Annotated in this window: 18 protein-coding genes and 2 pseudogenes; 3 read left to right on the top strand and 17 right to left on the bottom strand. The window is 58.5% G+C overall.

Annotated elements, in window-relative coordinates:
• Positions 1–37: 37 nt before the first annotated feature.
• From FJ492_RS00465 to FJ492_RS00430, 7 genes are all read right to left on the bottom strand, one after another.
• Positions 38–658, bottom strand: a complete 621-nt coding sequence (locus FJ492_RS00465; protein ID WP_140768310.1) for a recombinase family protein — start codon at positions 656–658, stop codon at positions 38–40.
• Positions 659–921: 263 nt separating this feature from the next.
• On the bottom strand, positions 922–2,352 hold the full coding sequence (locus FJ492_RS00460; RefSeq protein ID WP_181166551.1) for a hypothetical protein: 1,431 nt from the start codon (positions 2,350–2,352) through the stop codon (positions 922–924).
• A 111-nt stretch (positions 2,353–2,463) separates the two neighbouring features.
• Complete coding sequence (locus FJ492_RS00455; protein ID WP_140768013.1) at positions 2,464–2,757, bottom strand: hypothetical protein; 294 nt, start codon at positions 2,755–2,757, stop codon at positions 2,464–2,466.
• A 901-nt stretch (positions 2,758–3,658) separates the two neighbouring features.
• Positions 3,659–4,675, bottom strand: a complete 1,017-nt coding sequence (locus FJ492_RS00450; RefSeq protein WP_140768011.1) for a hypothetical protein — start codon at positions 4,673–4,675, stop codon at positions 3,659–3,661.
• 11 nt (positions 4,676–4,686) lie between these two features.
• Positions 4,687–5,847 carry a hypothetical protein gene (locus FJ492_RS28955; RefSeq protein ID WP_210241523.1) on the bottom strand — a complete coding sequence of 387 codons (1,161 nt, stop codon included), beginning with the start codon at positions 5,845–5,847 and terminating at the stop codon, positions 4,687–4,689.
• 1,040 nt (positions 5,848–6,887) lie between these two features.
• Positions 6,888–10,040, bottom strand: a complete 3,153-nt coding sequence (locus FJ492_RS00435) for a DEAD/DEAH box helicase family protein (protein ID WP_140768006.1) — start codon at positions 10,038–10,040, stop codon at positions 6,888–6,890.
• Positions 10,040–12,736, bottom strand: a complete 2,697-nt coding sequence (locus FJ492_RS00430) for a DNA methyltransferase (RefSeq protein WP_140768004.1) — start codon at positions 12,734–12,736, stop codon at positions 10,040–10,042. Before FJ492_RS00430 ends, FJ492_RS00435 begins: the two co-directional genes overlap by 1 nt.
• Positions 12,737–12,820: 84 nt before the next feature.
• Between FJ492_RS00430 and FJ492_RS00425 the strand changes: the two genes are divergently transcribed.
• Entirely contained in the window at positions 12,821–13,702 is an 882-nt protein-coding gene (locus FJ492_RS00425; RefSeq protein ID WP_140768002.1) for a DUF6615 family protein, read from the top strand.
• Between the two features lie 47 nt (positions 13,703–13,749).
• On the opposite strand, the gene FJ492_RS00420 is transcribed toward FJ492_RS00425, so the two are convergent.
• On the bottom strand, positions 13,750–14,022 hold the full coding sequence (locus tag FJ492_RS00420; protein WP_140768000.1) for a hypothetical protein: 273 nt from the start codon (positions 14,020–14,022) through the stop codon (positions 13,750–13,752).
• Between the two features lie 109 nt (positions 14,023–14,131).
• Here FJ492_RS00420 and FJ492_RS00415 point away from each other — a divergent pair, with 109 nt between their 5' ends.
• Entirely contained in the window at positions 14,132–14,374 is a 243-nt protein-coding gene (locus FJ492_RS00415; protein ID WP_140767998.1) for a helix-turn-helix transcriptional regulator, read from the top strand.
• An 834-nt stretch (positions 14,375–15,208) separates the two neighbouring features.
• Here FJ492_RS00415 and FJ492_RS00410 read toward each other — a convergent pair.
• The 3 genes from FJ492_RS00410 to FJ492_RS00400 form a co-directional block, all read right to left on the bottom strand.
• A complete protein-coding gene (locus FJ492_RS00410; protein WP_140768306.1) occupies positions 15,209–15,508 on the bottom strand; it encodes a DUF982 domain-containing protein in 300 nt (99 codons plus the stop codon).
• Positions 15,509–15,554: 46 nt separating this feature from the next.
• Complete coding sequence (locus FJ492_RS00405; RefSeq protein ID WP_140768304.1) at positions 15,555–16,007, bottom strand: hypothetical protein; 453 nt, start codon at positions 16,005–16,007, stop codon at positions 15,555–15,557.
• 68 nt (positions 16,008–16,075) lie between these two features.
• Positions 16,076–16,558 carry an Hsp20 family protein gene (locus FJ492_RS00400; RefSeq protein WP_140711422.1) on the bottom strand — a complete coding sequence of 161 codons (483 nt, stop codon included), beginning with the start codon at positions 16,556–16,558 and terminating at the stop codon, positions 16,076–16,078.
• A gap of 612 nt (positions 16,559–17,170) precedes the next feature.
• Between FJ492_RS00400 and FJ492_RS00395 the strand changes: the two genes are divergently transcribed.
• Positions 17,171–17,461 (top strand): hypothetical protein, encoded by a 291-nt coding sequence (locus FJ492_RS00395; protein WP_140502754.1) that lies wholly within the window; start codon positions 17,171–17,173, stop codon positions 17,459–17,461.
• Between the two features lie 284 nt (positions 17,462–17,745).
• Here FJ492_RS00395 and FJ492_RS00390 read toward each other — a convergent pair whose 3' ends face one another.
• The 6 genes and pseudogenes from FJ492_RS00390 to FJ492_RS00365 form a co-directional block, all read right to left on the bottom strand.
• Positions 17,746–18,447: a hypothetical protein gene (locus FJ492_RS00390; protein WP_140767996.1), complete on the bottom strand. Its 702-nt coding sequence runs from the start codon at positions 18,445–18,447 to the stop codon at positions 17,746–17,748.
• 109 nt (positions 18,448–18,556) lie between these two features.
• A pseudogene (locus tag FJ492_RS00385) lies at positions 18,557–19,080 on the bottom strand (hypothetical protein).
• A gap of 83 nt (positions 19,081–19,163) precedes the next feature.
• Entirely contained in the window at positions 19,164–20,276 is a 1,113-nt protein-coding gene (locus FJ492_RS00380) for an alpha/beta hydrolase (protein WP_246675842.1), read from the bottom strand.
• A gap of 190 nt (positions 20,277–20,466) precedes the next feature.
• Positions 20,467–20,544, bottom strand: a pseudogene (locus tag FJ492_RS29025) (L,D-transpeptidase); the annotation flags it as partial.
• A 200-nt stretch (positions 20,545–20,744) separates the two neighbouring features.
• Entirely contained in the window at positions 20,745–22,076 is a 1,332-nt protein-coding gene (locus FJ492_RS00370) for a VpsF family polysaccharide biosynthesis protein (RefSeq protein ID WP_140767994.1), read from the bottom strand.
• Positions 22,077–22,146: 70 nt separating this feature from the next.
• Positions 22,147–24,069, bottom strand: coding sequence for a GumC family protein (locus tag FJ492_RS00365; RefSeq protein WP_181166550.1), 1,923 nt, complete (start codon positions 24,067–24,069; stop codon positions 22,147–22,149).
• Between the last annotated feature and the right edge of the window lie 100 nt (positions 24,070–24,169).

The raw sequence follows: 24,169 nt of genomic DNA, 5'->3' as shown, positions 1-24,169 counted from the left end.
CTACCGGTGACGGCGCACAAGATCGGAGAACGCAAGTTCAGGGTTGGGTCGACATTCGCTTGGCCAATCTCGCGAGCGTTGAGCGGGAGCATCCCGTTGCCGAAATGATGGTGTTCCAGCTTTGCCCGCCTCTGAGCATGTTCAGGATAGCATTGTTGCGTGTCTTGTCTTCGGGACGGCCTCGATATTTGCCCTCGTCCTTGGCCTTTACGATGCCCTGCTTCTGCCTACGGCGTCTGTCGTCATAGTCCTTTCGGGCGATAGCTGCGATCATGTCGAGCATCATGTTGTTGATCGCGTCCGCCATCCTAGATGTGAACTCGTCGGCGTTCTCGGACGCCATGCCCCAACTCGTCGGGAGATCTAGCGCGACAACCTTGACCCGCCGATCTCTGATCTCATCCTTCAGTTTGTTCCAATCTGCTCCGTTCAGTCTGCTCAGCCGATCCACCTGTTCGATCAGCAGAACATCTCCGGGCTGGCAATCCGAGAGGAGCCGGAAGAGTTCGGGCCGCGAGAGCGAGGCCCCGCTTTCATTTTCCAAGTAGGAAGCTGCGATTTGCAGACCACGTTCCTTGGCAAACGCGAGGAGATCGCCCCTGGCACGGGTTGCGTCCTGCTCTTTAGTTGAGGCTCGGAGATATGCGCGCACGAACATCATTGTGACCCCGGTTCGATATGATTGGTCTGATATTGCCCGGTACGATTAGGGTGGTCAAACCTTATTATCGAACCACGTCAAACGGCGGTCCGCTAAAGGCATACTCTGCAGACCTCATTGGGCCTGCCGGTCTCGCATGGCTGCGCCATGTTCGGCATGTCTCAAGATCTGAAGATCGAATGTCGGCCACGCTCATCGACCGATTGTCTAGAGCCATCTGCGCCGGGCGTCTCAATGCGAGCTCTTCTGCGAGAAAGAAGCTATCGCCGGTTCGTTTGGTCGTAGCTCGCCAAGCCTTCGCTCGCTATTTTTTGATGTTCCTTGAGTGCCTCGGAGGCCAGATCAGCTAACGCGGGGTCTTGTATAGCGCGTAGTGTTTGCGCGGCCTCGGGGCGACCAGACAGGGCCAATCCTAGGATGGCCTGCTTACTGAAATCGACGTCACGCTCACTCGTGCTAGCCTGGAAAGGAGCTATGCCCATGGCGCCCCTCTGTGCCCAGACTTCAGGCCTCGTGCTTTGCTGAAGATAAGCGAGCGCTCCCTGATTGCCAGTTCTGTTGACCAGATAGCCCAAGGCCATTAGGGCACTCGTCTTCGCGCGGTAACGTGCGGCCGACAAGCCAGTCGGGCCTGGCTCAGCCTGGATGAACGAGATGAGTGGCTCCACCACCCGCTCATCGCCAATCATCCCTAGCAGGACGGCAACATTAGCCCAGGAATCGGACTCGGTGGGATCCTGGAGCATTGCCAGCAAGGGCGGGATAGCCGAGGCTTGGTACAGACCTGCTTCCTTGTAAGGGAGGCCGTGGATGAAAACCTGCCTGACGAACGCACGGACGTCCCTCAGAGGGGCTCCATTGTCAGTTTGAGCTTGCGGCGGGCCTGCAGCGGTTTCAATGAAAGGCAAGGTGCGGTATGCGGCGCATTCTTGAGCATTGACCCCCAACTCCGTGTAGCCGATTGTGGGATTCATTATGGCGTTTGGATCATTTCGATGATTCAGCCCTTTATCGTGACCGAACTCATGAGCCCAAAGGATTCCTTCCTGAACAGTTGGAGCCCACCGAACGACGGCCATCGAATTGCCAGGAGTCGGCGAACACCCAATTACATTAGGGACTAGTGCCCCGCACCAGTTGATCTGGTTCACGACTTTGACCCATCCGGGCAACCCAATAACAGCATTGAAGTCGGCTTGGCTGTTGATCGTTCCGCTGCCCTGCGTGAAGGCAGTTACGCTGCCGTCGCGAATAAAAGTCACAGGGCAGGCAACGTCTCCCGCGACATCGGATACAGACACGACGGTAGTAGCAGCTGCGAGCACGTCGTCTGCGTCCTTGTCGGTGAGACGGGAAGTCGTGAAGCGGCTAACTTGCAGGTGATGCCAGGTGATGCAGTCAGGGCACACCCGGTCAATATAGCCAATGTCGCCCCAAGCAATAGCTTGCCGATTGCCTCCGACGTTCAGCACCACATATTGGTCCGAGACACTCACTACCTGCCCAGTGGTAGTTAGCCAAAACCCGCCGCCAGCAGCGCCCGAATCCCGAAACCAAATATAACGCACGTTGACCGTGACGCCTGGGACTAAGCCGCTGTCAGGCGGACTTTGCGCCAAACCCTCTATTGGGCCCAACAACATTGTCATGACCGCGAGATAAGCTGCCGAAACTGCCATTCTCACCTTCATGACGCTTAACCTCCGGAAAATCGAGCGTCCCTTCTCATGTATCCAAGCTACTTGACGTGGGCGGCAGAACATGTCTCCGGCCAGTCTAGAACCGGATGTAGAATGACTCGACTACGGCTTCTTGAAATCGATGTATGTTATCGCACCCCAGCGAATAACTTGCCGATTGCCTCCGACGTTCAGCACCACATATTGGTCCGAGACACTCACAACCTGCCCAGTGGCAGTTAGCCAAAATCCGCCACCAGCAGCGCCCGAATCCCGAAACCAAATATAACGCACGTTGACCGTGACGCCTGGAACCAAACCTGCAGTTTCTAGTTGGCTCTGCGCCCAACTCACAGTCGGCGCCAAGAAAATCGTCATAGCCAGTAAATGACCAAGCAAAGCCTTGTTAAGTCTCATAGGGCACCCTCTGCAGTTTGATATCCACGGATGGCTGACCTTCATAGGATTATATAGCTACTGAGCAGCGGACTGATGAGGACAATCACCTTTACTTTTCGGTAGCAATGCTGTCTTGCATGGCAAGCTTGAGGCGTTTTCTTAGGGAACCGCCGTCGCATTATTCTTGGCTTTCTAGCTTGCAACGAGACACTAGCACATGATCGTACTTTGCGAAACGAAAAAGACTCCAGGTACGGCAATGGGATGTGGCGAGGCGTTTCTACCTAGCGCCGTCTGGAGCCGATGACCTTGGTGACGCCACCTCCAAGACGACATCGGCCGCTCCCGGTTGGAAGACAGCTTGCGGCTAAAGCAGCCACTGTGCCATCAGAGCGCTACCACCAATCCGCGACGTTCTCCCAGTTGTGATTTGGTCAAACTCGTCAGACATCGGTCGCCGTGCCTTGAGCCTCACCAGTTCGGGGAATAACGCCCATGCCGAAGCGTGCGCAGCTTTTGCGTCCAACGACGAGCACAAGAGTTCTCAAGCTTTGCCAGGATATCCAGCGGTGGATTGCACGCCAACGATTGTCTCGTGCGGTCACAGCGCCCGGTTGGCCAATCATGTCATTCAGCGGCTATCTGATTACTCCACTCTTCCTATCCCTCCAGCCAATTGGCACAGTGACGCGAAAGAAGGCGGATGCCGCGCTCTATCGAACGACAACAATTCTTCACTGCCCAAAAAAAGTGACTTTTCGGGTTTTGTCGGCAGTGCCCGCAGGCACTTCATCACTTTCGTGGCGACCGCTCTGGCCAGAGGAGGAGGAACCGAATTGCCAACCTCCCTTGCACCGTGCCACTTGGTCATACTTAAAAGAAGTTTGGTTGCAGGCGGCCTACAGCCGTAGCTTCAGCGCTATTTCAGTGCCGCATAGATATCCAACACAATCGCGGCCATGGTTGAGCAGATTCCGTTCCAATCGAAACGAGAGAGCGCTACTTCGTGTTGGAGCGGCCGAAAGTGAACAATTGAGTTACGCAACCAGTATATGCTCCTAGCTGCACAAAGAGGTGACTCGCTTTCACCGATTTTGACACGTCCAATCAAAGTCGTAATCCTGTCGAGATCGACTTTGAGAGCGAGACGAAGGAGACGCTCTAGGCTTCCGTCTTCACGGGGATGCCACCCCAACGTATCCTCCAATGCTGATGCTATCGCTCCCCAATTTTGTGTCAGATTTAGCTTCTTTGATAAATCGCTTGCGCTGCTGTACGCGAATAACGCCTCTATGCACCTGTACAATGCTAGAAAGAAGCTTGATGGGTCTACATCAAAAATCGACCGGCAAAGGACCTTGTAGGGGATTCTGTCATCATCAAGGTCGACGACCATCTTTAAGTCATCGACCAAACCTTTCTCTATCCAAGTGCCCGCCAACTGCGTCTCGGATAGCGCAATGCTGAAGAACGTACTCCATGTCGGGACGGGCCTCGAAAAACGCAAAAGCCTCACCAGCGGGAAAAGTGCTCCCACCAGTTCGGGATCATGGCCGCCATATCCAGAGTTTCGTTTGTCGGCGTATTCGACGATTTGCCGAATTTCATCTGGGCTTCGTAGGGGTAGTGGAGAGAGTTCCGCGAGTGCGACAGTAAGGTGGCCACCGAGCACATCCTGTTCCTGAAGACCGAAGATCTCCTCGTCAAAGTCGAAACCCACGCAAAATATGTATGTTTCTACACCTTTGGAGACACTGGCGATTTTTCGTCTCGGCGAGAAGCTGAGAATCTCTTCGATTTTGGCGGAAATCAGAAAGTCCCGGTCCGACCGCTCTGTCGCGATCCACCGTGCCTGGCCGGCGTTCGCTAGGGCCAAGCCGCGCAACCGGCAAAAATCGTCGAGGCTGACGAATATGGCCTCGTTCGCCGATTTCATGTGACGAGTCATTAGTTAGCCCGCCAGCACGGCTCCATGGAACTTAGTTTGAATTCCTCGTCTATGAGAACCTGAAACGCGTCGAAGAAAACCGCACGCTCGTAGCGTCCCACTTGGCCTACACGCTTATCGAGCGTCTCCGCGAGTACTTCCAACCGCAGAAAGTCGCCCAGTGCCTCGTCATCCATGTCAGCAAGACGAAGCACAAACAGCTTGGCGTTAGATTCGACCGCTGACATCCGAGCATCTCGCTCGTCGCTTGGCCGATCCATACCCGGGCGGCCCAAAACATGTTGCGCCAGCGCAGAAATAAACCCAATTCTCGAAGGTTGTCCGTCGAAAATGTTTCGGCCCTTGCCAAACCGAACAGGAGCACCGCTATCATACCTAGAAAAAGCATGATCGAGCGCGGTCAGAACATTCAATGCGTTATAGAAATGACCCTGGAACTTCTCGTCCGATACATTCTCAATGAAATCAAGCCGCGAGAACTCGTCAGACAGCGACTCCTTGGCGTCGATCGTCGTTTTGCGGAGATTGAATGCAATGTAAAGTTCAACCAGAGCGTCTGCGCTAAACTCGCCAGCTGACACACGTCGACCCGGCTTGTCGGGGGTATGGATACGACCGATGTCAGGAACCTTAGCTAGCACTTCCTGAAAGAGGGGGGCATAGACAACGGCTAGCTGCCGTGCCAGCGTCCAGGGCACTTGGCCGGTATTAAGCACGAGCATCCGATAGATCATGGTGCTGACGGAACGGGTCAGCCAAAATTCAACTCGCACACTCCGACCTTTGACGCTGTCGTCGGCATCTACAGCCTCGATCAATGCGGTCGTTCTTTGCATGCCGTCTATGATGGAAATCTGGGCAACGTCGCCTTTCGGAGCGATGTCAGCCGCTGTTGCCGCATCTCCCAGAGGAAACGTTTTAAAGACTTCGTCGGAGACAACGACACCTATCACAACAGGAGGGAGCACCGCCCCTCGGCGAATGTCGGCAACCATCCGCTCGCGGATGCGCTTTGCCGTCGTCGTCTTTAAGGCGTCTCGCTGACCACTCAGCGCTCCCTTCTGTGAATAGGCGTCTTTTACTAAGTCGAGATACTCGCCGACCGACAACGTCGTTTGGACTGAGTAGCAATCCGTTCGGGCGTCATAAAGCCAGTCCATTGTCCCCCCACCCGCTTCAAACGTGGCCAATTACTAATCTAGGATTGAGCGAGATACTAGATGAACCAGTAGCTCTCTCCGAACCTATTCACACTTGCCTTCCTGCCCATTATTGTGAGCCCGGAGTGGGGCAATCGAAATGGAGCCAGAGGACGATCTGAAGTCCCGTATCGAGGCTGCTCTTGTTCGCGGCTATCTCAGCCAATGGCAGCGCCAATTCCTCCTTGACATGCGTGATCGACTGGTGAAGTACGGCCCGCGCACACGGCTTAGCGCGAAGCAGTGGGCGAAGCTTCACGAGACCATAGGCTCCGTACCGCCAAGCACCTACGCGCCGTCGCAATCTCGCCCGAACAGACCCCTAACGCGACCGCGCCGCTGGCGAGGCTCCGTCGGTCGCGAGGCCCGGTATTTGGCGGCAAGGTTTACCAGAACCTTTGGGATCGCGCTGGCATTGGTCTTGGGGTCGCTGCTCTACTCGTATGTCGTGAAGGGCGCGCACCTTACTTGGCCAAGCGTGCCTTCCTTCGCAAGGTCTGCTGGAGAGGAGAGAGTGCCGCTTTCCAGATCACAGTTCAGCATAACGGATGGAGACACGATCCGACTTGACGGCCATGCCAAAGGAACGCGGTTGGTCGGTTTCAATGCCCCCGAGAGCATCGAGCCAAGGTGCGCAGTTGAAGCGGATCTTGGGCGTCGAGCGAAGGCGCGCCTCACGGAGCTAGTCGCTTCCGCAAAGCTCGAATTGCGAATGATCCCATGTTCATGCCCATCAGGCACCGAAGGCACAGACCGCTGCAACTATGGACGCAGCTGCGGCTCACTTTTTGCCAATGGGATGGACGTTGGCGACGTGCTGATCTCTGAAGGGTTGGCTGTCCCGTTCATCTGCGGCGAAACGAGCTGCCCGCCGACCCCTCGGCCTTGGTGCACCTCGTAGCTTCGATGCCTCCGTTGGCGATTTTGCACCCCGTTGCAAACCTGCGAGGCCGGACGCCTTGCTTTTATCAACGCTCAAAGCTTCTTTTTTCTTGCAAGTGTCAACCGCTGCTCAACTGAAAGACTCCCTGATCCAATTGGGCTTCGGTATGACGATTGAGCATCTCGCCAACGCGGCCCGGCTCGGTTACGAGCAGGTAACGCCAGTTCCCATGCTGACCAAATTTCGTTACGGCTTTGCACCACCGCTCCGCAGCTTTCGCCTTGGCGTCCGCGTTGTCCGTCACCTGACCTTTGATCTCAACGATCACGTAATTCTGGGCGTCAGTCACGACGATGAAGTCTGGAATATAGCGCGCCGGCAACCCATTCCGGCGGTACGGAATAGAGAAGCCGAGCCGCTCGTTCTTTACCCACTTTTTCACCCCGGGATGCGCGTCGAGAAGAAGCGCCGCTATCTGCTCCCACTTCTGCGTGTCGGCGACCATCGCGTTGAGATGGCAGCGGTTGGCGGGTTGGATTGGCTTCGTCGTGTGGAAATCGACATATAGCGTGCTGCCGCGCCCGGCGGCTCCTTGCGGAATGACCGCCACTTCCGCCTCGGACGTTGAAGCGCCCTTCATAATGGCTGCGAGCAGCGCGTCGATAGATGCCTGCATATACTGACCAACCAGCAACACGTCGCAAGCCTTGCTATCCCCTTTCGTTTCCAGCTTCTCGGCAAGGAACCGCTTCGCGGCAAAGGCAACGCGCGGGAAAAGCGCCTGGACGGGCACGGCCGCAGCGCCGTTGTCGTCGAGCCAACTTTTGCAGATTTCCCGGGCGAGGCGGAAGGCGACCTGTTGATCGCGAAACAGGGCGCGCCAATCTTTCAGCGAGAGTACCGGTTTCTCGCCGGGACCGTAGGCGGCAAGTGTCCCGTCCGGGGTCGTGAGCGGAGTCAACTCGACGACTTGCGGGATGCGCGCTGGATCGATGGTGACTTTCGAGACTTGGCTCCAATCGACCGAGACATCGAAACTTCCTGACTGGTGATAGCCGGTGACGATAGGGAACGTAATCTCGTATTCCGCCTTCTCCGGCACCGAATAGATATGGTTCGGGTCCGGCAGCGGCGGCTGCGGGCCTGCCGGCGCGACCTTGAATGGAATCAGCTCGAACGGCACGCCGAAGACCTTGGCGGTTTCCTCGGCGAACATCTGCGTGTCCTCATCGAGGGCGTAGCTCTTGCGGCGGAGCGCCCGACCGACGACCTGCTCGCAAAGCAACTGCGAGCCGAACGGACGCAGGCCGACGATGTGGGTCACGGTGTTGGCGTCCCACCCTTCGGCCAGCATGGCGACCGAAACGATGCAGCGCACATCCCGTCCCGGCGGGATGCGCTCGTCGATCCATTTGAGGGAGCCTTCACTGTCGTCGCTCGCGGCCTTGTCGTTGTGCTTGCGTACAAGCTCGGACCATTCCTCCGGCACCTTGCCGCCGGGCCATTCGGCCTTACCAATGGTGTCCAGGATGAAGCGCAGGCGGCGCGTCTCATCCTTCGTGCCACCGGCCTCGATATCCTCGATGACTTTGGAGTCGATGCGAACCGTAACTTCCTGGCCGGGCGCATTGCGGAACCATGGGGGCGATACGCCGTATCCGTCATTGCCGTTGGCGAGCCAGGAATGGGCCTCGCGCGCGACGGCCGTATCGCGGCAGACGACGATGAAGACCGGCGGGACCGGGTGCTTCTGCTGCTGCTTGGAGAATTGCTCCCATTCAAGGAACCGGCCATGCCATTCGGCGGCAAGTAGGTTGATGGGGGCGCTGGCGTAGTTCATGACGATCTGCGGCGTCATGGTGTCGCCGTACCCGTCCTCCTTGGCCTTGGCCTGCACCCACCGCCAGATGTTGAAATAGGCTGCTTCCTCCGCGCCAGTCACGTCGCGGGCGGGCAGCTGCGGAATCTTTACAAGGCCGGATTCGATGGCATCGAGAAGGCCAAAGTCGGAGACGATCCAGGGGAACGGCTTGCCGACTTCGTTTCCTGAGCCCTGGATGTAGAACGGCGTTGCGGAAAGATCGACGCAAAGATGGATACCGCGCCGCCTGCTGCCGCCGGCTAGCTTGTTGATCCGGTCAAGCCCTTCGATCCAGATCGTCGCCTCGCGTTCGTTTTTGCTGGCGAGGTCCTTGTCTTCGTCGAGGGATTGTTCCTCGGTCGCGGCGTCGCCCCGCCGATAGGCGTGATGCGCCTCGTCGTTGAAGATCAGCCAATGCGGGCTGCGGCCCTTGCCACTGCCGAGTTCGCGGCGGATGCGCTTGAACCAGGCGGTGTCCGACTCGAAATACTTCGTCTCGACGGATTCGTTCTCCTTGCCCGCGTTCTTGATGATCTCGACAGGCTCGCCGGTCTTCACGACCTTGGCAGAGTCGCCGTTGACAGTATTCGTCTCTTTCTTGGCGAGGCGGTGCCAATTCGCGATCATCACCTCGCCGCGCCGCAAATCCTCCATCCGGTGAACCGGGACCAGCTGCCGGGTTCTGTAAAGCGACAGATCTCCCAACGACGGGTCCAGTTCCTGCAAGCGTTCCCGGATAGTAACGTTCGGGCAGACGATCAGGAGCGTATCGGAGAAGCGGTCATCGCGCGGCGACGCCACGGCATTGAGAATGGACCAGCCGGCCAGCATGCCCATGACGGTGGTCTTGCCGGAGCCGGTCGCCATCTTGCAGGCGTGACGGACGAAGGCACGGACCCCCGCCGCCTTGGATTCAAGGCCGGGTTCGTCCTTTGGGATTTCAGGGAGGCCCTTGCGGTAAATCTCCGACGCCTCGGCGAGAAAGATTATCGTCTCGGCCGCTTCGACCTGGGCAAAGAAAAGACGCTGCATGCGGTCGCTGCTGCGCCAGAGTTCCAGAAGATCCTTCGTAACCGGGGACGCGCCGTCATAGGCGATGCCGCCGGACCTCGTGCCGTCGCGCCATTCCCTTACTCGTTCGCGGATAAGGTTCACGATTTCGAGTTCGACTTCCTCGCCTTTGGCGTCATCGAACAGTTCGGCCTGCTTCACCTTCTTCCGGCCGCGCCCAGCATGTTCAGGGACGCGGTAGAAATAGCTCGCGCGTCGCCGGCCCTCTGCTTTGACCGGCGGCTTTCCCCGCGCGATTACCCAATGATATCGGGGCTCGCGGAACGGCGAATTGATGATCGGCGAGTCAACCTCAGCGACGGTGAGGGACGGCTCCTGCGGCTGAGCGGCAGCGGGCATCACTTGCCCCCTTCCGCGTTCTTGACGACCATCAACTCATTGCCGCGCTCGTCGATGGCCTTCACGGCGATGCGCTTCTTGTCGCCCAGGATAAAGGGCTGGCTGACGGTGCCGGCAAGGTGTTCCCAAACGCTGTCGCTGAATTGGCCTTTCAGCGACTTCTGCACATTCTCCCATGCGCCAGTCTTCGGGAAGAACACCTGCGTCGCCATGAACACCATGCCGTTATAGTTGCTGTCGAGCATCCAGCACGGCAAGTTCTCGGCTTTGATCTCGTCCGTCTCCATCGTGTCGGGCCGGAATATGTCGAGGCCCTTGATGACGACGCGGTGGAGTGGCGTTCCATCCTTTTCCTTCCCCGCCGGCTCAAGCGACACGTCGGGCAGGCCGGTGATCGAAAAGATTTCGCTGGATTTTGCCGTCTTGAGCAGGTCCGACATGACTACGTCGGGAGTGACCGAGACATAGGTTGTCGGCACCTTCAGCCTGCTGAGCATTTCGCGCGCTTTCGGATCAATCGCGAAACCGAACAGGAAAAGCTGCTGGAAGCCCTGTTGCAGTGCCTCGGTATGGGCGTCGTAGGCATATTGCGACCCGATGGCCCCATCCTCGGGGCCGAAGACGAAGGCGATGCGCTTGTCGCTGCCGTTCTTCGCAACGCCCTCGGCGTGAAGGTATTCGCGGTCCGCAAGCGGGCTGATGCCTTCCAGTTGTAGCGTGACGTTTCCGGGCAGTTGCAAGGTCTTGCTCTGACGCAAGACCTCAATCATGCGGTCGAGATAGCTGCGCGGGTTCTCGGCAATCGCCTGCGGTGCTTGCTGGCCTGAATTTTCGTCAAAACTCAGGGCGGACTGAATGGTAGCCTCGACGGCGAAGGGGCCGCAAACGCGCGTTACCTTGTCGTTGACCTCTGCGCGGTCGACAAGAACCTCCACCTTGGGGTCTTCGCCGTTGGCGATGGATTTTAGGGTGGTGCGCGGCACAAGGCCGCCAACGTCCTCGCCCTTCTTATTCCGCTTGCGCTCGTAGACGAACCCGCCCGCCGGACCTTTGGCTGGTTCCTTCAAGCGATACCATGGGAAGGTGCTGGTCAGCAGCCGCTGCCGGGCCAGCGCAACGGGGACGCGGGACGTGTCCACGGTGACCCAGCGCCTTCCCCACATCTCTGACACGTAGGCAGTCGTTCCCGAGCCGCATGTGATGTCCATCACTAAGTCGCCTGGGTCGGTGGTCATTTGGATGCACCGCTCCACGACCTTCACGCCGGTTTGGACCACGTAAACCTTTTCATCTGTGAAATTCCCGGTTGCCGTGTCGGTCCACATGTTCCCGACTTGCTGGAATGGGAAATCGTCAGCGTAGCGAATGTACTGAATGCTATTCGCGGCAACGTGGATGCGCCCGGCTTCGGCGAGCCGCTCCATACCTACCGGGTAGTTGGCCTTCCAGTGCGAGTTTGCTCCCGGCGTGTATGTCTTTCCTTTGTACTCAAAAGGCTGAGGCTGCGATGACGCCCCTTGGGATTGGATATTGTCGGGCTTGTAAAGCCTGGCTCCCTCCGGGATCGGTTCCTCGCCTCTCGCCTCCGAAACTTTGACGCCCCGATAGGTGCCATCGGGCAGAAGGACCCATCGCGCGTTCCCCTTGCCAGGCTCGACTGGCTGCGGCTGGAATACCTTGTTGTAGTGAACCTGATCAGGGTTCTTCGCATACCAAAGCAAGAAATCCCCAACCGTCGGCAATGTTGTCGAGTCAAACCCGGAGGTGGTTTGGAAGCTGATTTGCGAAACGAAACCATCCGGGAAAACCTCGTCCAGGACCTCGCGGACATGATGGACATTGTCATCGGAAATCTGGACGAAGATTGAACCGGACTCAGTCAGAAGCTGCCGCGCAAGCGTAACGCGGTCGCGCAAATAAGTGAGATAGGAGTGCAGTCCTAGTTCCCACGTGTCGCGATACGCCTTCACCATTTCTGGCTCGCGGATCATCTCGTCGTCCGATCCGTGCGGGACGCGATTCTTGCGCACGAATGGCTGAAAATTCGATCCGAATTTCACGCCATAGGGCGGATCGAAATAGATCATCTGCACCTGACCGCCCATGCCTTCGTATTCGAGCAAGGAGTTCATGACCTGCAACGAGTCGCCAAGGATCAGGCGGTTGGTCCACGGCCCTTTATGCTCGTAGGCGTCGAGCTTGTCGGCGACATCGAGATCGGTGTCGCCGAACAGGTCGAGATTGGTGCCGAGGGCCTTATGGGATTTCAGGGTTTCGAGGATGGCCTGGGTGGAATGGCGTTCGTGAACGAACAGCGGCAAAGTCGGCACCGTGACCTGCTGGCGCTCGGCCTTGCCGGTCCAGTTAAGGAAGGGCTTGGTAAGGCTCCTGAGCCGGGCGACGCATTGCGATAGCGACGCGAAGCTCTCGCCGTTGCCTGCCCATACATGTGGAGATGCGAAAACCTTGGCTTCGCCATTTTCCGCCGAGTCCGCGACTAGGGCTATCAACCATTCGGCAAAAGAGCGGTCGGCACTCTCGTCCCAAGACAGTTCGGGCGCAAGGCTGGAATCGTAGCGGTAAGCTTTCGGCGCTTTCCTGTTCGAGAACTGGGCTTCAACGCCAGCATCCGGTCGCAGAACGGCGTCCGGTCCATGCTTATAAACCGTTACGCTTGAAACATTCTCCCCGGTCATCGGGTCCCCCTCGCCTTTCGAATCGCTATCTGTGCGTCTAGAAATAGACCGTGGAGAAGATGCCAGCCAGTAAATGAGGGATCAATGGCGTCAAAAGTTCAACTCTGTGACAGTTTTCGAAAAGAGGCAGGCCGCGTCTGGCGACAGATGACGGCCGCTCGCAACATGGGTCTGTTTCTCGGCGAGGAGACGATAACCGAGACATGCCTCTACAACATCGCGGCGGGCCACTGGACAAGCAACATAGCGATCATTCCCGCGACTAAACCGCAGGAATACGTTCATGGAGCCGACTGGGAATGGTGGTTCACACGGAACGGGCGCGGCGTCGGTTACCGAGTGCAAGCCAAGCGTCTCTTTCCGAGCGGCCGTTACGAAAGCCTGTTTGAGTCGGTGAAATCTAGTGGCGGTAAATACGGCCAGCTACATAAGCTGGTCGCTAAAGCGAAGGCTGATAAACTCGATCCGCTCTACTGCTTCTACAACTTCGACTACTCGCCTGGCCTTCGCGGTCGTCCTAATAGCTGCGTGCACTCCTATCGTGGCCCGAGTTTTTGGGGTTGTACGATAGCATTGCCCCAGGATGTTGAGCTGGCTGGCTCCGACGCCATTAAGGTCCTGCGTCACAACATGGTTCCCTGGCATTCGCTCGTCTGCGCTGGTCCAAAAACTGACCTTCCGACATCTGTTCAGATGAATATCGGCCACCTCGCATCTAGGACATTCGTTGGCCCGAACGGCGTAGTGCGTCGAGCTGCTATCGAGGTTGCTTCCGAGCAGCGTGAATTACCCGACTACGTGAATCGGTTGATCGAACTCGGCAGATCAACACGTGATGCGCCGCCCGAGGAACGATCTTTTATCGATACTATCTATTGGCTTGGGCAGCCCTCTATAGATGACGGTGGCACGGATCTTCCAGGTCATGACATCGCTGGTATCACCGTTTTCGATCAAGAAAAGTGAATGCGACGACCGTGGGTTTGCGCCGATGCCTTCATCAAATCGTCGAACTATCTAATTGATGGCTCTGCCCTGGTAGGGGCGGAGCCTTTCTTGCGTTGCTGACGAAGATCGTCGGCCAGCACCCGCAGATGCTTCTCGATCAAGCAGAGGGCGGCGAGACCACCGCACAGGATCGCGGCCACCGCGAACCCGACGACAGCCCCCAAGAGCGCGCCGGCCTTTAATAGGGACGCGTTCCCTATGACCGCAAAGACTGCGATGATGACAATCGCAATGAAGATGTTGATGGTCGACAGCATGTTGACGAGTATGCGGCTCATTTCATTCCCCCTGTTGCGCGACCGAGTGATCCTGCCGCCTAGCAATATCTAATTTTTGGATAATCCAGATATCGGATTACCGGCGGGTTGATCACTGGTCAACTATTCAATGCCGAAGTCGGTTCACTCCGAACGCCACAGAATGATTGCGGCGGCGCTGGCAACTCAGCGGCGGGCAAAAGGGCTATCGCAGGCCGAGGTCGCTAAAGGTCTCGGTAGGCATCAGCCGTTCGTTGCGAACATCGAAAGCGGCGAGCGCCGAGTCGATCTTGTTGAACTCATGGACATCGCCAAGATCATCGACTTGGATGTGGTTGCTCTGGTGCGCGACCTCCAAGGCATCCCGGATTGACGTCGCCAGCGAACAGACAACGTGCACGAAGGGAATCCACAACCGTTGTAACTTTCAGCAGGCACAAAGTATTTGTCTACCGATCCCAAGCTCAGCGGCAGGGTCGTGGCGAGCCGTGCTAGCCCCCCTGGACAGCGGCAATGTTGTTCGGAGGGAAAGGGGCTTTCCGGAAAACGTCCGCGATATGAGCCCCGTACCGGGCACGTAGCGTTGCTGCCAAGTCAATTGGCTGCGTGGCGAGGGCGCAAAACCACTCCGCACCGGTCACGGCATACCTTTCTACGATCCGGTTCCAAGGATCGGGTTGCCGGAACCGGCGATGCAAGGCCATGTGAATTGACCGGCTGATCGGATACGGCGACCATGGGGTGTAATAGTCCTCGCAGTGCATTTGGAGGGCTTCCGTAGAACCCGAGACTGAACATCGCTCGGGGTTTGCCAACCAGCCATTGTCGATGAAGTGGCGGATGAGTTGCCAGCCGCGAACTCGCTCCTCGTGAGTGAAGCCGTTGTAGTCAGGCATACGTGGCCACTTCCATTCCGGCAGGCCAGTAGGTTCGAAGAGGCTCATAAGTTTTGCAACCGGATTCAAAATCCGTTCCGTAAGCGACGATTTCTGCTAATCATTTTGCTATACAAAACGCGATACAGAAACAAGGTAACTAGTTGATAATTTTGCGTATTATTTTCATTGTGGCTCTGGCCCGGGGAGCCAACATTTCCAAAGAGTATGCGCGGGCACCACACACGGCGGCGTAGTGGGCTTGACTGGTCGGCTACCCGTACTGAGCTGCGGCAGCGACACCTCTGGGCAGTGTCGCTGCCGTGTCGCAGCTAGGCGGCTATCCCACCGCGGCCTGATTTGGTACCACTCATCCAGGGCAGCGGAGCGAGCGGCTCCTGCAGGATCTTGACGGATTTCGCGAAGCCAGCGACGGCATCGCGCGCGACCGACAGTGGTATCTGGCCATCGTAAGCACGCTGGCAAGCCCGGAAAGCCGTTTCGAAAATCGGGCCCCGCCGCTCCCGCGGCCACTCGTCCAGGAAATCGAAGGCATCCTCAAGACTTCCTATTTCTTGAATGAACTGGCCATCCTTGACCAACACCGGTCGATCGAACGTCCTGTCGTCCATGTAGTCCTCCATTCGGTTGAACGAATTGGTTTGCCGATTCAGGTTTTCACGCGACGGCATGCTCAGGCTCCGCGAACATGCCGCCATCACCACGTCTGGGCGGAACGCCGGCATACGCCGGAACCGGCGGCGGATCATCGTCATCGTCATCTCGCCAGGGGTACCGTATCCAACCGCGCCTGGCTTTGTTGCGACGCCGGTCTGAAGACGGACTGCGGTCAACCGTTGCCCTGGCTGGCGGCTTGCGCCCGATCTCGTCCAGGCTGCGGAGCGCACGAAGAATCTCTCTGACCTGCGCAACGGCACCGCTGTCCAACTGGCGTAGGGCGGGATTGTCAGGAACCGCATTGGCGTCCGAAGCCCAGAAGGCGAGCAAAGCCCTCTTTTCGTCGATCGTCATTTCTTCGTTCAGGACGTCCTCCGGCGTACGCACGGCAGCGAATCCCGCAACGTGATCTGTCAGTTTGGATTCATGAAAACAGTAAGCTTGCGATCTCATCTCCATTCTCCGCGATCTGTGCCTCCCGGCCGAGCCGGGAGGCGGACCACAGACTGAGGTTTCCGGTATCAGGCCACCTTGCGTTGCGGCTCTGAATCTATGGACTGCTTGTTGCCGCTGTCCTGAAGCGGAACCGCTCTGGCTTCGGAGCCGATCTCGATGCGCCGAGGCTTGAGTTCATCGGGCACTTCGCGGACCAGGTCCACCGACAGCAGGCCATTATGAATATTGGCCGCCTTGACCTTGACGTGGTCCGCAAGTTTGAACACCTGCTTGAAGTTTCCTGTCGCAAGGCCGCGATGGAGGATTTCCCGATTTTGCTGATCGGGCTTCCTCTGTCCGGTCACGGACAATTCAGGGCCGTTCTGCACAAGCTCGACTTCGTCAACACCGAAGCCGGCGACGGCCATCGTGATACGATAATCGTTGTCGCCATTCTTCTCGATATTGTAGGGAGGCCAGTCGGAGCGCACGCCGTTTTCGAGCATGTCGAACAGTCGGTCGAAGCCGACCGTGGTGCGGTAAAGAGGGGAATAATCAAAGCTTCTCATAGCCATATCCTCCGTGAAGCAACATGGGTCGCGGCAACGCCGCCGCGACGAACTATGTCGAGCCGAAGCCTCGACGGAAACGATCTGGGAATCACGTTTTTTTTGTTCAAGAGGTCGCCCGAATTTTTTTTCGGAGCGGCACCACGGTCGTTCATGATCGGCATACGTCCGACTTTCGCGGCGAATTTTGCGGCGAAAGCGTTCGGTTCGAAGCGGGAATATGGTTTCTGTGATGGATCGCCTGCCCGTGCAAGTGCGCGCCAGGTTCGGCCTCTGGTCAGGAGCGGTCTTGCACACGCCCCGCCACCTCTTGCGTGATGAGAGGGTTCTCAGCAGCCGCGCAGCGTGCGGAGCGGACTTGCTCGGTGAAGACTGGCGCAACCTCACGGGCAACTCAACGTGCAATCCGGACGCCTTTCCATCCACGCTCACAAAGCGCCTGAGCTCGCTCTGCAGCCGCACGCCGGTGTGTACCAGTGAAAGACATTTCTTTGCGTCGAAAACGAAACCGTCGGGAACGCAGCGAGAAGCGCGGCGTTGGGATCGTGAAGGGACGGCCGTCCCTGCCGCCGTAAGGCCGGCATCGGACAGGCAGTTATCGGAGTATCCGTCATGCGAACTCTCATCGTCATTGCGGCGTTTTCGCTGCTTGCCGGCCCCGCGTCGGCAGCCGATCACCTCTTCACCGCCACGTCGGCCGGGGGCCTGACGACCTCGAGCCAGCCGTTCATGAACGGCATAAACAACAGTGCGCCGACAGCCGACGCTGTGCCGGGCCAGGGCAGTCCGCTGTCGGGCGACGAGCATACCGTACCGGCCACTGATACGCAGACCGGTGCCTCACTCAGGACCCCGCCGTCGGTGACTCAGGGTAAGACGGCACCATCGGCCAAAGCCCGGTAACAGCCCTGTCGCCTGACGGACGCGCAAGGCGGCACCCGTCATCAGCGAGTGCCGCCCTCGGGTCCTAAGCGGACTGCACCCCCCGGAGGTTGATCGTCACTCGCGACCGCTGACCGGAACCGGCCAGGCGGCGCGTCACGTTTTTTTCTGCCCCATGGACTGGCTCCACTGGTATTGCTCTGCGGCGCGGGCTCTATGGCCTAGACCTCAATACGCTGTCGGCAGGTGGTGGCGGTCTGCTGCTGAGCCCGGCAGTGACCTTCCAGCAGGGGCGCAAAAGGCGATCAATAGGCCATCTCAAAGGATTCGCCTGCGACGATTTTCTCTAACAGCCGTGTTACGGCGCGGGAGCCGCCGTGATCTGCAATCCACCTGCTTACCCGGCAGGCAGCTTTCGCGTACAGGCTGGCCGATGCCGCACTTTCAATCCAGGCGCTCCTCGTCGTCGGCAGCGCGCCATCCGGTTCAACCAGGCAATGATCGGGCGATGATATTGGCTTCAGGTAGCGGTCGTCATCCGAAACCAGGACCGCAACGCCCTCATCAAACCATTGCGGCACATCACGACGGAAAGTCTTGACCAGCCCGATCCGGACATGAAGTTCGATGTGCGACATCTCGTGTGATGCAATGGTAACGGTCACGCCTTCGGGCGAGAGGAACAGCGCGAGATTGAGGACAGCCATGCCGCGCGATTTGCCACCGCCGATCTTGCGGTAACAATTGTCGTCACCGCAGACGAAGATCTCGGGATTACTTTCTGTCGCCCCGTAGAACTGGCGAAGCCGTTCGCGAGCCATGGCGATTGTCTCAAGCGCTGCTGCCTGCTGCTGAGGCGTCATCCCCTCCTCGACATAGACTTGACCCGAGGCCTTTTTGAACCCCAGGCAGCTCGGGCACGCTACAGCGGCCGCCGTGGGATATGCGACCGCGAGGCCGGCGGCTGTCGTCACAATCAGAAGGATTGCGAGTGCGGTTGCTTTCATCGATCTCGACACCATGCTCCGTCAGTCCCGCGCGGGTATGAGCTTATACAGTGGCTTTCGCGGCGATGCGGGTTGGCGAGCCATCACGAAGCACAGAAGACGGAGAGCGCTAGGACCCGGCCGCATCGCCGACGCCGGACGAAACGGTGTTCAACTGAGAACGCGCGAGCAGATAGAATGCGGTGAGATGTGAGATCATCTGCAACGGCATATAGATGATCAGGAACGCGTACATGGCGCCGAGTTCGCCCGCGGCTGCAGGAAGATTGACCTGGACCGCGTGGTAGGAGTCGAGGGCAATGTCCGCCACCCCTACAAGGTTGAAGGCGAGCACGAGCAGCCAGAACAGCGGACGCATCCTGATCGCGAGCAGCGCCAGCATGGATAACGCCCCGGTCGCGAAGTTGCCATAGGCCGCGAACGTGGCGAAGCCGTCAGGCAGGTTGGAGCCGACGACCCCCGGAAGGAGAAAGGCAAGCCCGATGACGCGGAAATTGTGCACGGCCGCAATAGCACGTTGCGCATCGAAGTAATCCATCGCGTTGAGCCTTGGCCAGATGTACGCGCCAAAGAAAGCAGCCACGAGACATACCCCAGGACGAGCTGGGTTAGGAACACGGTTTGCGACGACATGTGAGCTCCTACAAGCTGGTCTCGTTCGTCAATCCGCCGGCGGCCTCGAACGTCGCGTTCGGTGGCCGAGCAGCCTTCCTCGACTAAACGGTCCGAAGGAAGTCGATCATGGCGGCGTTCACCTGCGGCGCACGTTCTTGCTGGGTCCAATGACCGCAGCCCGGCAGCATGACTGCGGGCCGGAGCTTGGGAACCATTGCCGACTGTTTGGCGATGATCGGTTGAAATAGCTCCACGATCATGTCGTGTTCGCCCGCAATGTAGAGCGCCGGAACAGTCACCACCGCCTGGCTGAACGCGGCCATGAGCTCCCAACTGTGATCGATGTTGCGCCACCAGTTCAGAGCGCCGCGAAATCCGCTGCGCGTGAATTCCTCGACATAGATATCGATGTCGGCCTCACTGACCCAGGAAGGCAACGACACCGGATTGGTCAGGAAATCTCCGTTCCGGGGCACCATTCCGGCGGCAAATCCTCCGGCGCCTGCCTGTGGCGGGCTGTCGCCCGAGAGCGAGTAGAACATGGAACGGAAGGTGCGTTGCAGGTCGCCTTCGAGCGCCGCCTCAGCCTCGGGGGTCTGGAAATAGAGTTGATAAAACAGGGCGTCCTTGGTGTGTGGCATCAGCGTCGTCGGCGGCCCGAAGTCGCCGAACCCTCGCGAGCGGAACGGCGGGCTGAGCGCGACAACAGCCCGGAAGCGATCGGGGCGCAGAAGCGCTGTTTGCCATGCTATCGCAGCACCGATGTCGTGGCCGGCGATCACGGCTTGTCTGGCGTCCAGGGCGTCGAGGAGGCCCACCATGTCGCCGATATTATGGAGAATCGTATATTTCTCCACATCCTCCGGGCGGTCGCTCCGCCCGTAGCCGCGCAAGTCGGGCGCTACCGCACGGAACCCGGCGTTCGCCAGCGCGCCAAGCTGGTGCCGCCAAGAATACCAGCATTCGGGAAAGCCGTGACAGAGGATGATAAGCGGACCTTCACCCTGTTCGGCCACGTGCAGCCGGATGCCGTTTGTCTCGATCATGCGATGCGTAACGTCGGGCATCGTCGGATCCACCCACGACGTCGGCTCTGGGCCGCCTACGGCGAGTTGAGCGGCAGCGGCTTCAAGTGGCTTTGCGAGAGTAGCGCCGACTGTCAGCGCGCCCCCTGCCAAGAGCACCTCGCGTCGGGAAAATGTCGCGTCGGCCATTGTGTGTCTCTCTCTTGATCTTCGCGCATCTGGAGCATCGACGACGTCGCAGGCTCTCGAATTGCGGCGCGAGTCCAGATTTCCACGGGAGAGGTACCGCCGCTCGCTGCGATCGACTATTGGCGATAACGTCGATGAGCTATGAAGTAGAACTTCACAATCAAGCGCTGAGCGCCGGACTCGCGCCTCGTTCGGGCGTGCCGTGAATCCCGTAACTTTCAATGGACAGATCGATCCAGACCGATCCGACAGGATTGTTGGGCCCGGCAGCGTCGGGCGCGCAAATGTAAACTTCGGCACCGCTGGGGAGGCAGCAGACTTGCGTTGAGGATATGTGCGGCCGCGTTTGAGATGGATACGGGCTCGAACTGCTTCGCTCAGAGGGGTTGGCGCGCTCCCCTCGCCGCCCGGGCCGCTGCGACCGGCTCCTGATAAGTGGTTCCGTAAGCAATTCCGGACGGAAACCGCTCACACTTTTCCTGGAATTGCTCTTCCTGGAATTGCTCTGGTCCTTGCCACAAGTGCCAGTATCAGCACGGCCGGCATGGTCAGCATCGTCGTCTTGGCGCTTATGCCGACGCTGGTGGAGTTGATCAGCAATGCGAAAAAGAGCGGCAGGATCGCGCCACGGCCGCCGACCCGCAGCATCTCGATAAACCAGCTCAAGATGCCCAGCCACAGAACCGACGAGAAGACGAGACCATAGCGCAACAGGTGGCCAGCCCACGCGTTCTCGATACCCTCGCTGAGGCCGTTTATACGTACACTGGTCTCCAGTTCGTCCTGATTAAATCCGATGAGCAGTTCGCGCAGCCCGAAATTGTCGAACAGGCGAAACAACTGAATGCGAGTCGCCGCACTGCCGCTGTCATTGGTAAAACGCGCGAGGAAATTGTCGAAATAGCCGAATTGGTACATTGCCGCGACAGCGACTACGCCAAGCGGTGCAAGAACGAGAATGGCGAGCAATGCGCGCACTGAAATCGCGCCGCCGCGCATCAGCTTCACAATGAAGAGCAGGCCCATCACCGCCGCCACGCCATAGACAACAGCAAACGAGGTTCGGGCGCCGAGAAGCGGTATCGTCGCCATGCACAGGAGTATGATGGGCAGGCGCCAGCGCGGGCTCAGCCCGCGAACATCTTTCACGGTCATCAGGATCACCGCGTAGACGCCAGTGACCAGCGCACCACCAAGCGGGTGGCCAAGCAAAGCCGTGGCCCGATGATCCCAGGTCTGGACCCGATCCTCAATGAGGAAGGGAAACAGTCGCCACGATGTCAAGCCTTCGGTGATCGCAATCAGGCAATTGAGGACCATCAGCATGTGAAGGCAACGGGCAGCATAAAGCCGCAGCTTCTCGCCCGAGTCGTAAAACAGCATGGTAATAACGGCCGCGACCATCAACGCGTCGATCAGGAAGGAGGCGGATTGATCGGGCTTGTAACGGGAGATGAAGTACCAGAGCAGCAGGCAAGCGGCGAGCAGGCTGGTCGATCCGGCGCAACGAACGAGAAGGGAGACCGCGTAGCCGACCGGGTTTCGATTGGCGAGCACCGCCAGGACCAGCGCCAAGCCAAATGTGTAGGTTGCCGGATGGATCTTGGTGACGATCGATCCGCTCGATGAATCATACGGGATGCCGAGAAAGTCGAGCGCATAGTTTGATAGGGAGAATAAAAGTACCGTGGCCAGCAGAATGAGCGGATCGACCAGCTGCCGCCAGGACGCAGGGTCGCCTTGCACCTTTAGAGGGAAATCGGCCACGTTCAGCCGATACTCTATTGATCCCATTGTCATTGACTTTCAGTGGCCGCGTTGGGCCGATGAATGCCTCTCGCCGCGTCGCAATTTCTTGGCCAGGGGAACTTCATGCGGCCTGATCGATAGCCACGTCCTTCTCAACCGACACCACCGAAACATCCATGTCGCCATCGCCGGCCAACGCATTTAAAGCCTGGCGTTCGCGTAGACCAAACACACCGTCCCGCACCGCCAGCACCGACCGGCTTGAATATCCGGCAATCACATCGGCCATGGGACCGGGGCTGGCCTCGAGTGTCCCTCCATTGACAACGATGTGGTCATATTCCTGAATTATCGCGCCAAGGACCGCTTCCACTTTTCCGGGCGACAGGCGCGCGACAGTATCCTTGCGCCCGGCGTTGAGCATCTGAAGTCCCGATTTACGGCCGATCCGGATCGCTTTCGCGACCGGGGATTCACCAATTGCTAGTTCTGCAAGTCCGGCTATGTCGGAAGGTGCATCAGACGCGAGATCGATGAAAATGACCTTCTGGTCGGCCGCCATTGCGTCTCGCGCCAACTCGAACGCGGCCTGACGGGCAAGGGCGGGATCATGGATGGAGACGACTGTTACAAGCCCGCCGGTGATGTCCGCCTTGGCAGGCTCCAAAGGCTGAGCCTGAGGACGCGCGGCGAGCGCGCCGGCAGCCAGATCCCGCAATATCGCGGCAAAGACGCCTATGAACAAGCCCAACAGTCCGGCGGCGATAAGCAGCGGCAACTTAGGTGGATACGAGGACGAACTTGGAACCGCCGCTTCAGCGATGATACGGGCGTTGGGCGGCGAAATATTTTCCTGCTCGGCGGTTTCCTTGGCGCGGACCATAAACGCCTCGTAGACGACCTTGCTGGACTGCGCCTTGCGCTCAAGTTCACGCAGCTTGATCAGATCCTGGTTGGTATCGAAGGAAGCTGTCTTGGCGGCATTAAGGTCTCCGGTGACCTTGTTCAGCGTGTCAACAGCTGCGCGATAGTCGTCTTGCGCGGCTTGCACCAGCCGCTCACTTTCCGCACGGATTGTTGCGCGAGCTTGCATAACCTGCCCTTCGGCAGCCGTGACGCGCGGATGACGTGGTCCGAGGATCTGCTGGAGCTCGGCCAAGTTTCGCTGCGCCTCGCCAAGCTGGGTGCGCAGGTCGACCATGGCGCTGTCGGTACCGGTGATGACCGTGCTGACATCTCCGCGCGTCTTCAGCGCGGCCTGCATAACCTCGAACCGGGCCTTTGTTTCGTTGACTCGCGCAGCACTAGCCGACTGGCGAGCCGAAAGGTCCGTCAGTTCGCGATCGCCGAGCAATCGTCCGTCCGATTCCGAAACATTGTGGTCGCGCTTGAAGGCTTCGACCTCTTCCTCCGAGCTATTCAACTCGCTTTGCAATTGTGCGAGGCGGTCACGGATCGACGTGCTGGCGTCGCGTGCGGTGCCGGAAGTTGTTTCGGCCTGATAGCCCAAATAAGCGGCAGCCACGGCGTTCGCGAGACGAGCCGACTTGATGGCTTCTTTGCTGGTGACGCTGATCTGAAGCACGTAAGTGTTTTCGGGCCGCACGACCTTGGTCGCTTGCGCCAGCGCTTCAAGCGCAACGACGGAGGGATCTTGCCCGCTTTTGATGGCGGATATGAATTCCGGATCCGTGGCAAGACCGCTGCTCTGGACAACCCGCTTGAGCACCGCTTCCGAGGTGATCACCTCGATCTGGCTTTCCACCAGCGCCATGTCGGAGCCGAAGCCTTGCTGCACCACCTCGTTCTGCATGACCCGCTGCTCACGCGGGTCGATAAGGATGCGCGACGTCGCTGTATACCGCGGCGAAATCAGGAACAACGCCAACAGTCCCAAGGCGACGAAGGTCAGCGTGAACGAAAGAACGATCCAGCGCCGGCGGATTAGCGTATCGGCAAGGCCGAGCAAATCCACCGAGGTATCGACCTGCGCTCGCCTGGCGGCAGATCGATCGCGTGAAATGCCGCCCATGGAGGTCGCCATAGTCTCGTCTCCACCGCACATATCGCCAATAATTTATGCGCGGATATGCTTAATATCGGGTTACAGGATATTCCTCAGCCGCGATGCCGGAGCCACCCTC

It is taken from the genome of Mesorhizobium sp. B2-5-4 (assembly GCF_006441095.1).
In the GTDB taxonomy this organism is placed as follows: Bacteria; Pseudomonadota; Alphaproteobacteria; order Rhizobiales; family Rhizobiaceae; genus Mesorhizobium; species Mesorhizobium salmacidum.
This window is presented reverse-complemented; position numbering and strand designations above follow the sequence as displayed.

What these genes read in the sequence shown, in the direction of transcription:
- FJ492_RS00465 (WP_140768310.1), bottom strand. Translation starts at nt 658, where the DNA reads ATGTTCGTGCGCGCATATCTCCGAGCCTCAACTAAAGAGCAGGACGCA.
- FJ492_RS00460 (WP_181166551.1), bottom strand. Translation starts at nt 2,352, where the DNA reads ATGAAGGTGAGAATGGCAGTTTCGGCAGCTTATCTCGCGGTCATGACA.
- FJ492_RS00455 (WP_140768013.1), bottom strand. Translation starts at nt 2,757, where the DNA reads ATGAGACTTAACAAGGCTTTGCTTGGTCATTTACTGGCTATGACGATT.
- FJ492_RS00450 (WP_140768011.1), bottom strand. Translation starts at nt 4,675, where the DNA reads ATGAAATCGGCGAACGAGGCCATATTCGTCAGCCTCGACGATTTTTGC.
- FJ492_RS28955 (WP_210241523.1), bottom strand. Translation starts at nt 5,847, where the DNA reads ATGGACTGGCTTTATGACGCCCGAACGGATTGCTACTCAGTCCAAACG.
- FJ492_RS00435 (WP_140768006.1), bottom strand. Translation starts at nt 10,040, where the DNA reads ATGCCCGCTGCCGCTCAGCCGCAGGAGCCGTCCCTCACCGTCGCTGAG.
- FJ492_RS00430 (WP_140768004.1), bottom strand. Translation starts at nt 12,736, where the DNA reads ATGACCGGGGAGAATGTTTCAAGCGTAACGGTTTATAAGCATGGACCG.
- FJ492_RS00425 (WP_140768002.1), top strand. Translation starts at nt 12,821, where the DNA reads ATGGCGTCAAAAGTTCAACTCTGTGACAGTTTTCGAAAAGAGGCAGGC.
- FJ492_RS00420 (WP_140768000.1), bottom strand. Translation starts at nt 14,022, where the DNA reads ATGAGCCGCATACTCGTCAACATGCTGTCGACCATCAACATCTTCATT.
- FJ492_RS00415 (WP_140767998.1), top strand. Translation starts at nt 14,132, where the DNA reads ATGCCGAAGTCGGTTCACTCCGAACGCCACAGAATGATTGCGGCGGCG.
- FJ492_RS00410 (WP_140768306.1), bottom strand. Translation starts at nt 15,508, where the DNA reads ATGGACGACAGGACGTTCGATCGACCGGTGTTGGTCAAGGATGGCCAG.
- FJ492_RS00405 (WP_140768304.1), bottom strand. Translation starts at nt 16,007, where the DNA reads ATGAGATCGCAAGCTTACTGTTTTCATGAATCCAAACTGACAGATCAC.
- FJ492_RS00400 (WP_140711422.1), bottom strand. Translation starts at nt 16,558, where the DNA reads ATGAGAAGCTTTGATTATTCCCCTCTTTACCGCACCACGGTCGGCTTC.
- FJ492_RS00395 (WP_140502754.1), top strand. Translation starts at nt 17,171, where the DNA reads ATGCGAACTCTCATCGTCATTGCGGCGTTTTCGCTGCTTGCCGGCCCC.
- FJ492_RS00390 (WP_140767996.1), bottom strand. Translation starts at nt 18,447, where the DNA reads ATGAAAGCAACCGCACTCGCAATCCTTCTGATTGTGACGACAGCCGCC.
- FJ492_RS00380 (WP_246675842.1), bottom strand. Translation starts at nt 20,276, where the DNA reads ATGGCCGACGCGACATTTTCCCGACGCGAGGTGCTCTTGGCAGGGGGC.
- FJ492_RS00370 (WP_140767994.1), bottom strand. Translation starts at nt 22,076, where the DNA reads ATGACAATGGGATCAATAGAGTATCGGCTGAACGTGGCCGATTTCCCT.
- FJ492_RS00365 (WP_181166550.1), bottom strand. Translation starts at nt 24,069, where the DNA reads ATGGCGACCTCCATGGGCGGCATTTCACGCGATCGATCTGCCGCCAGG.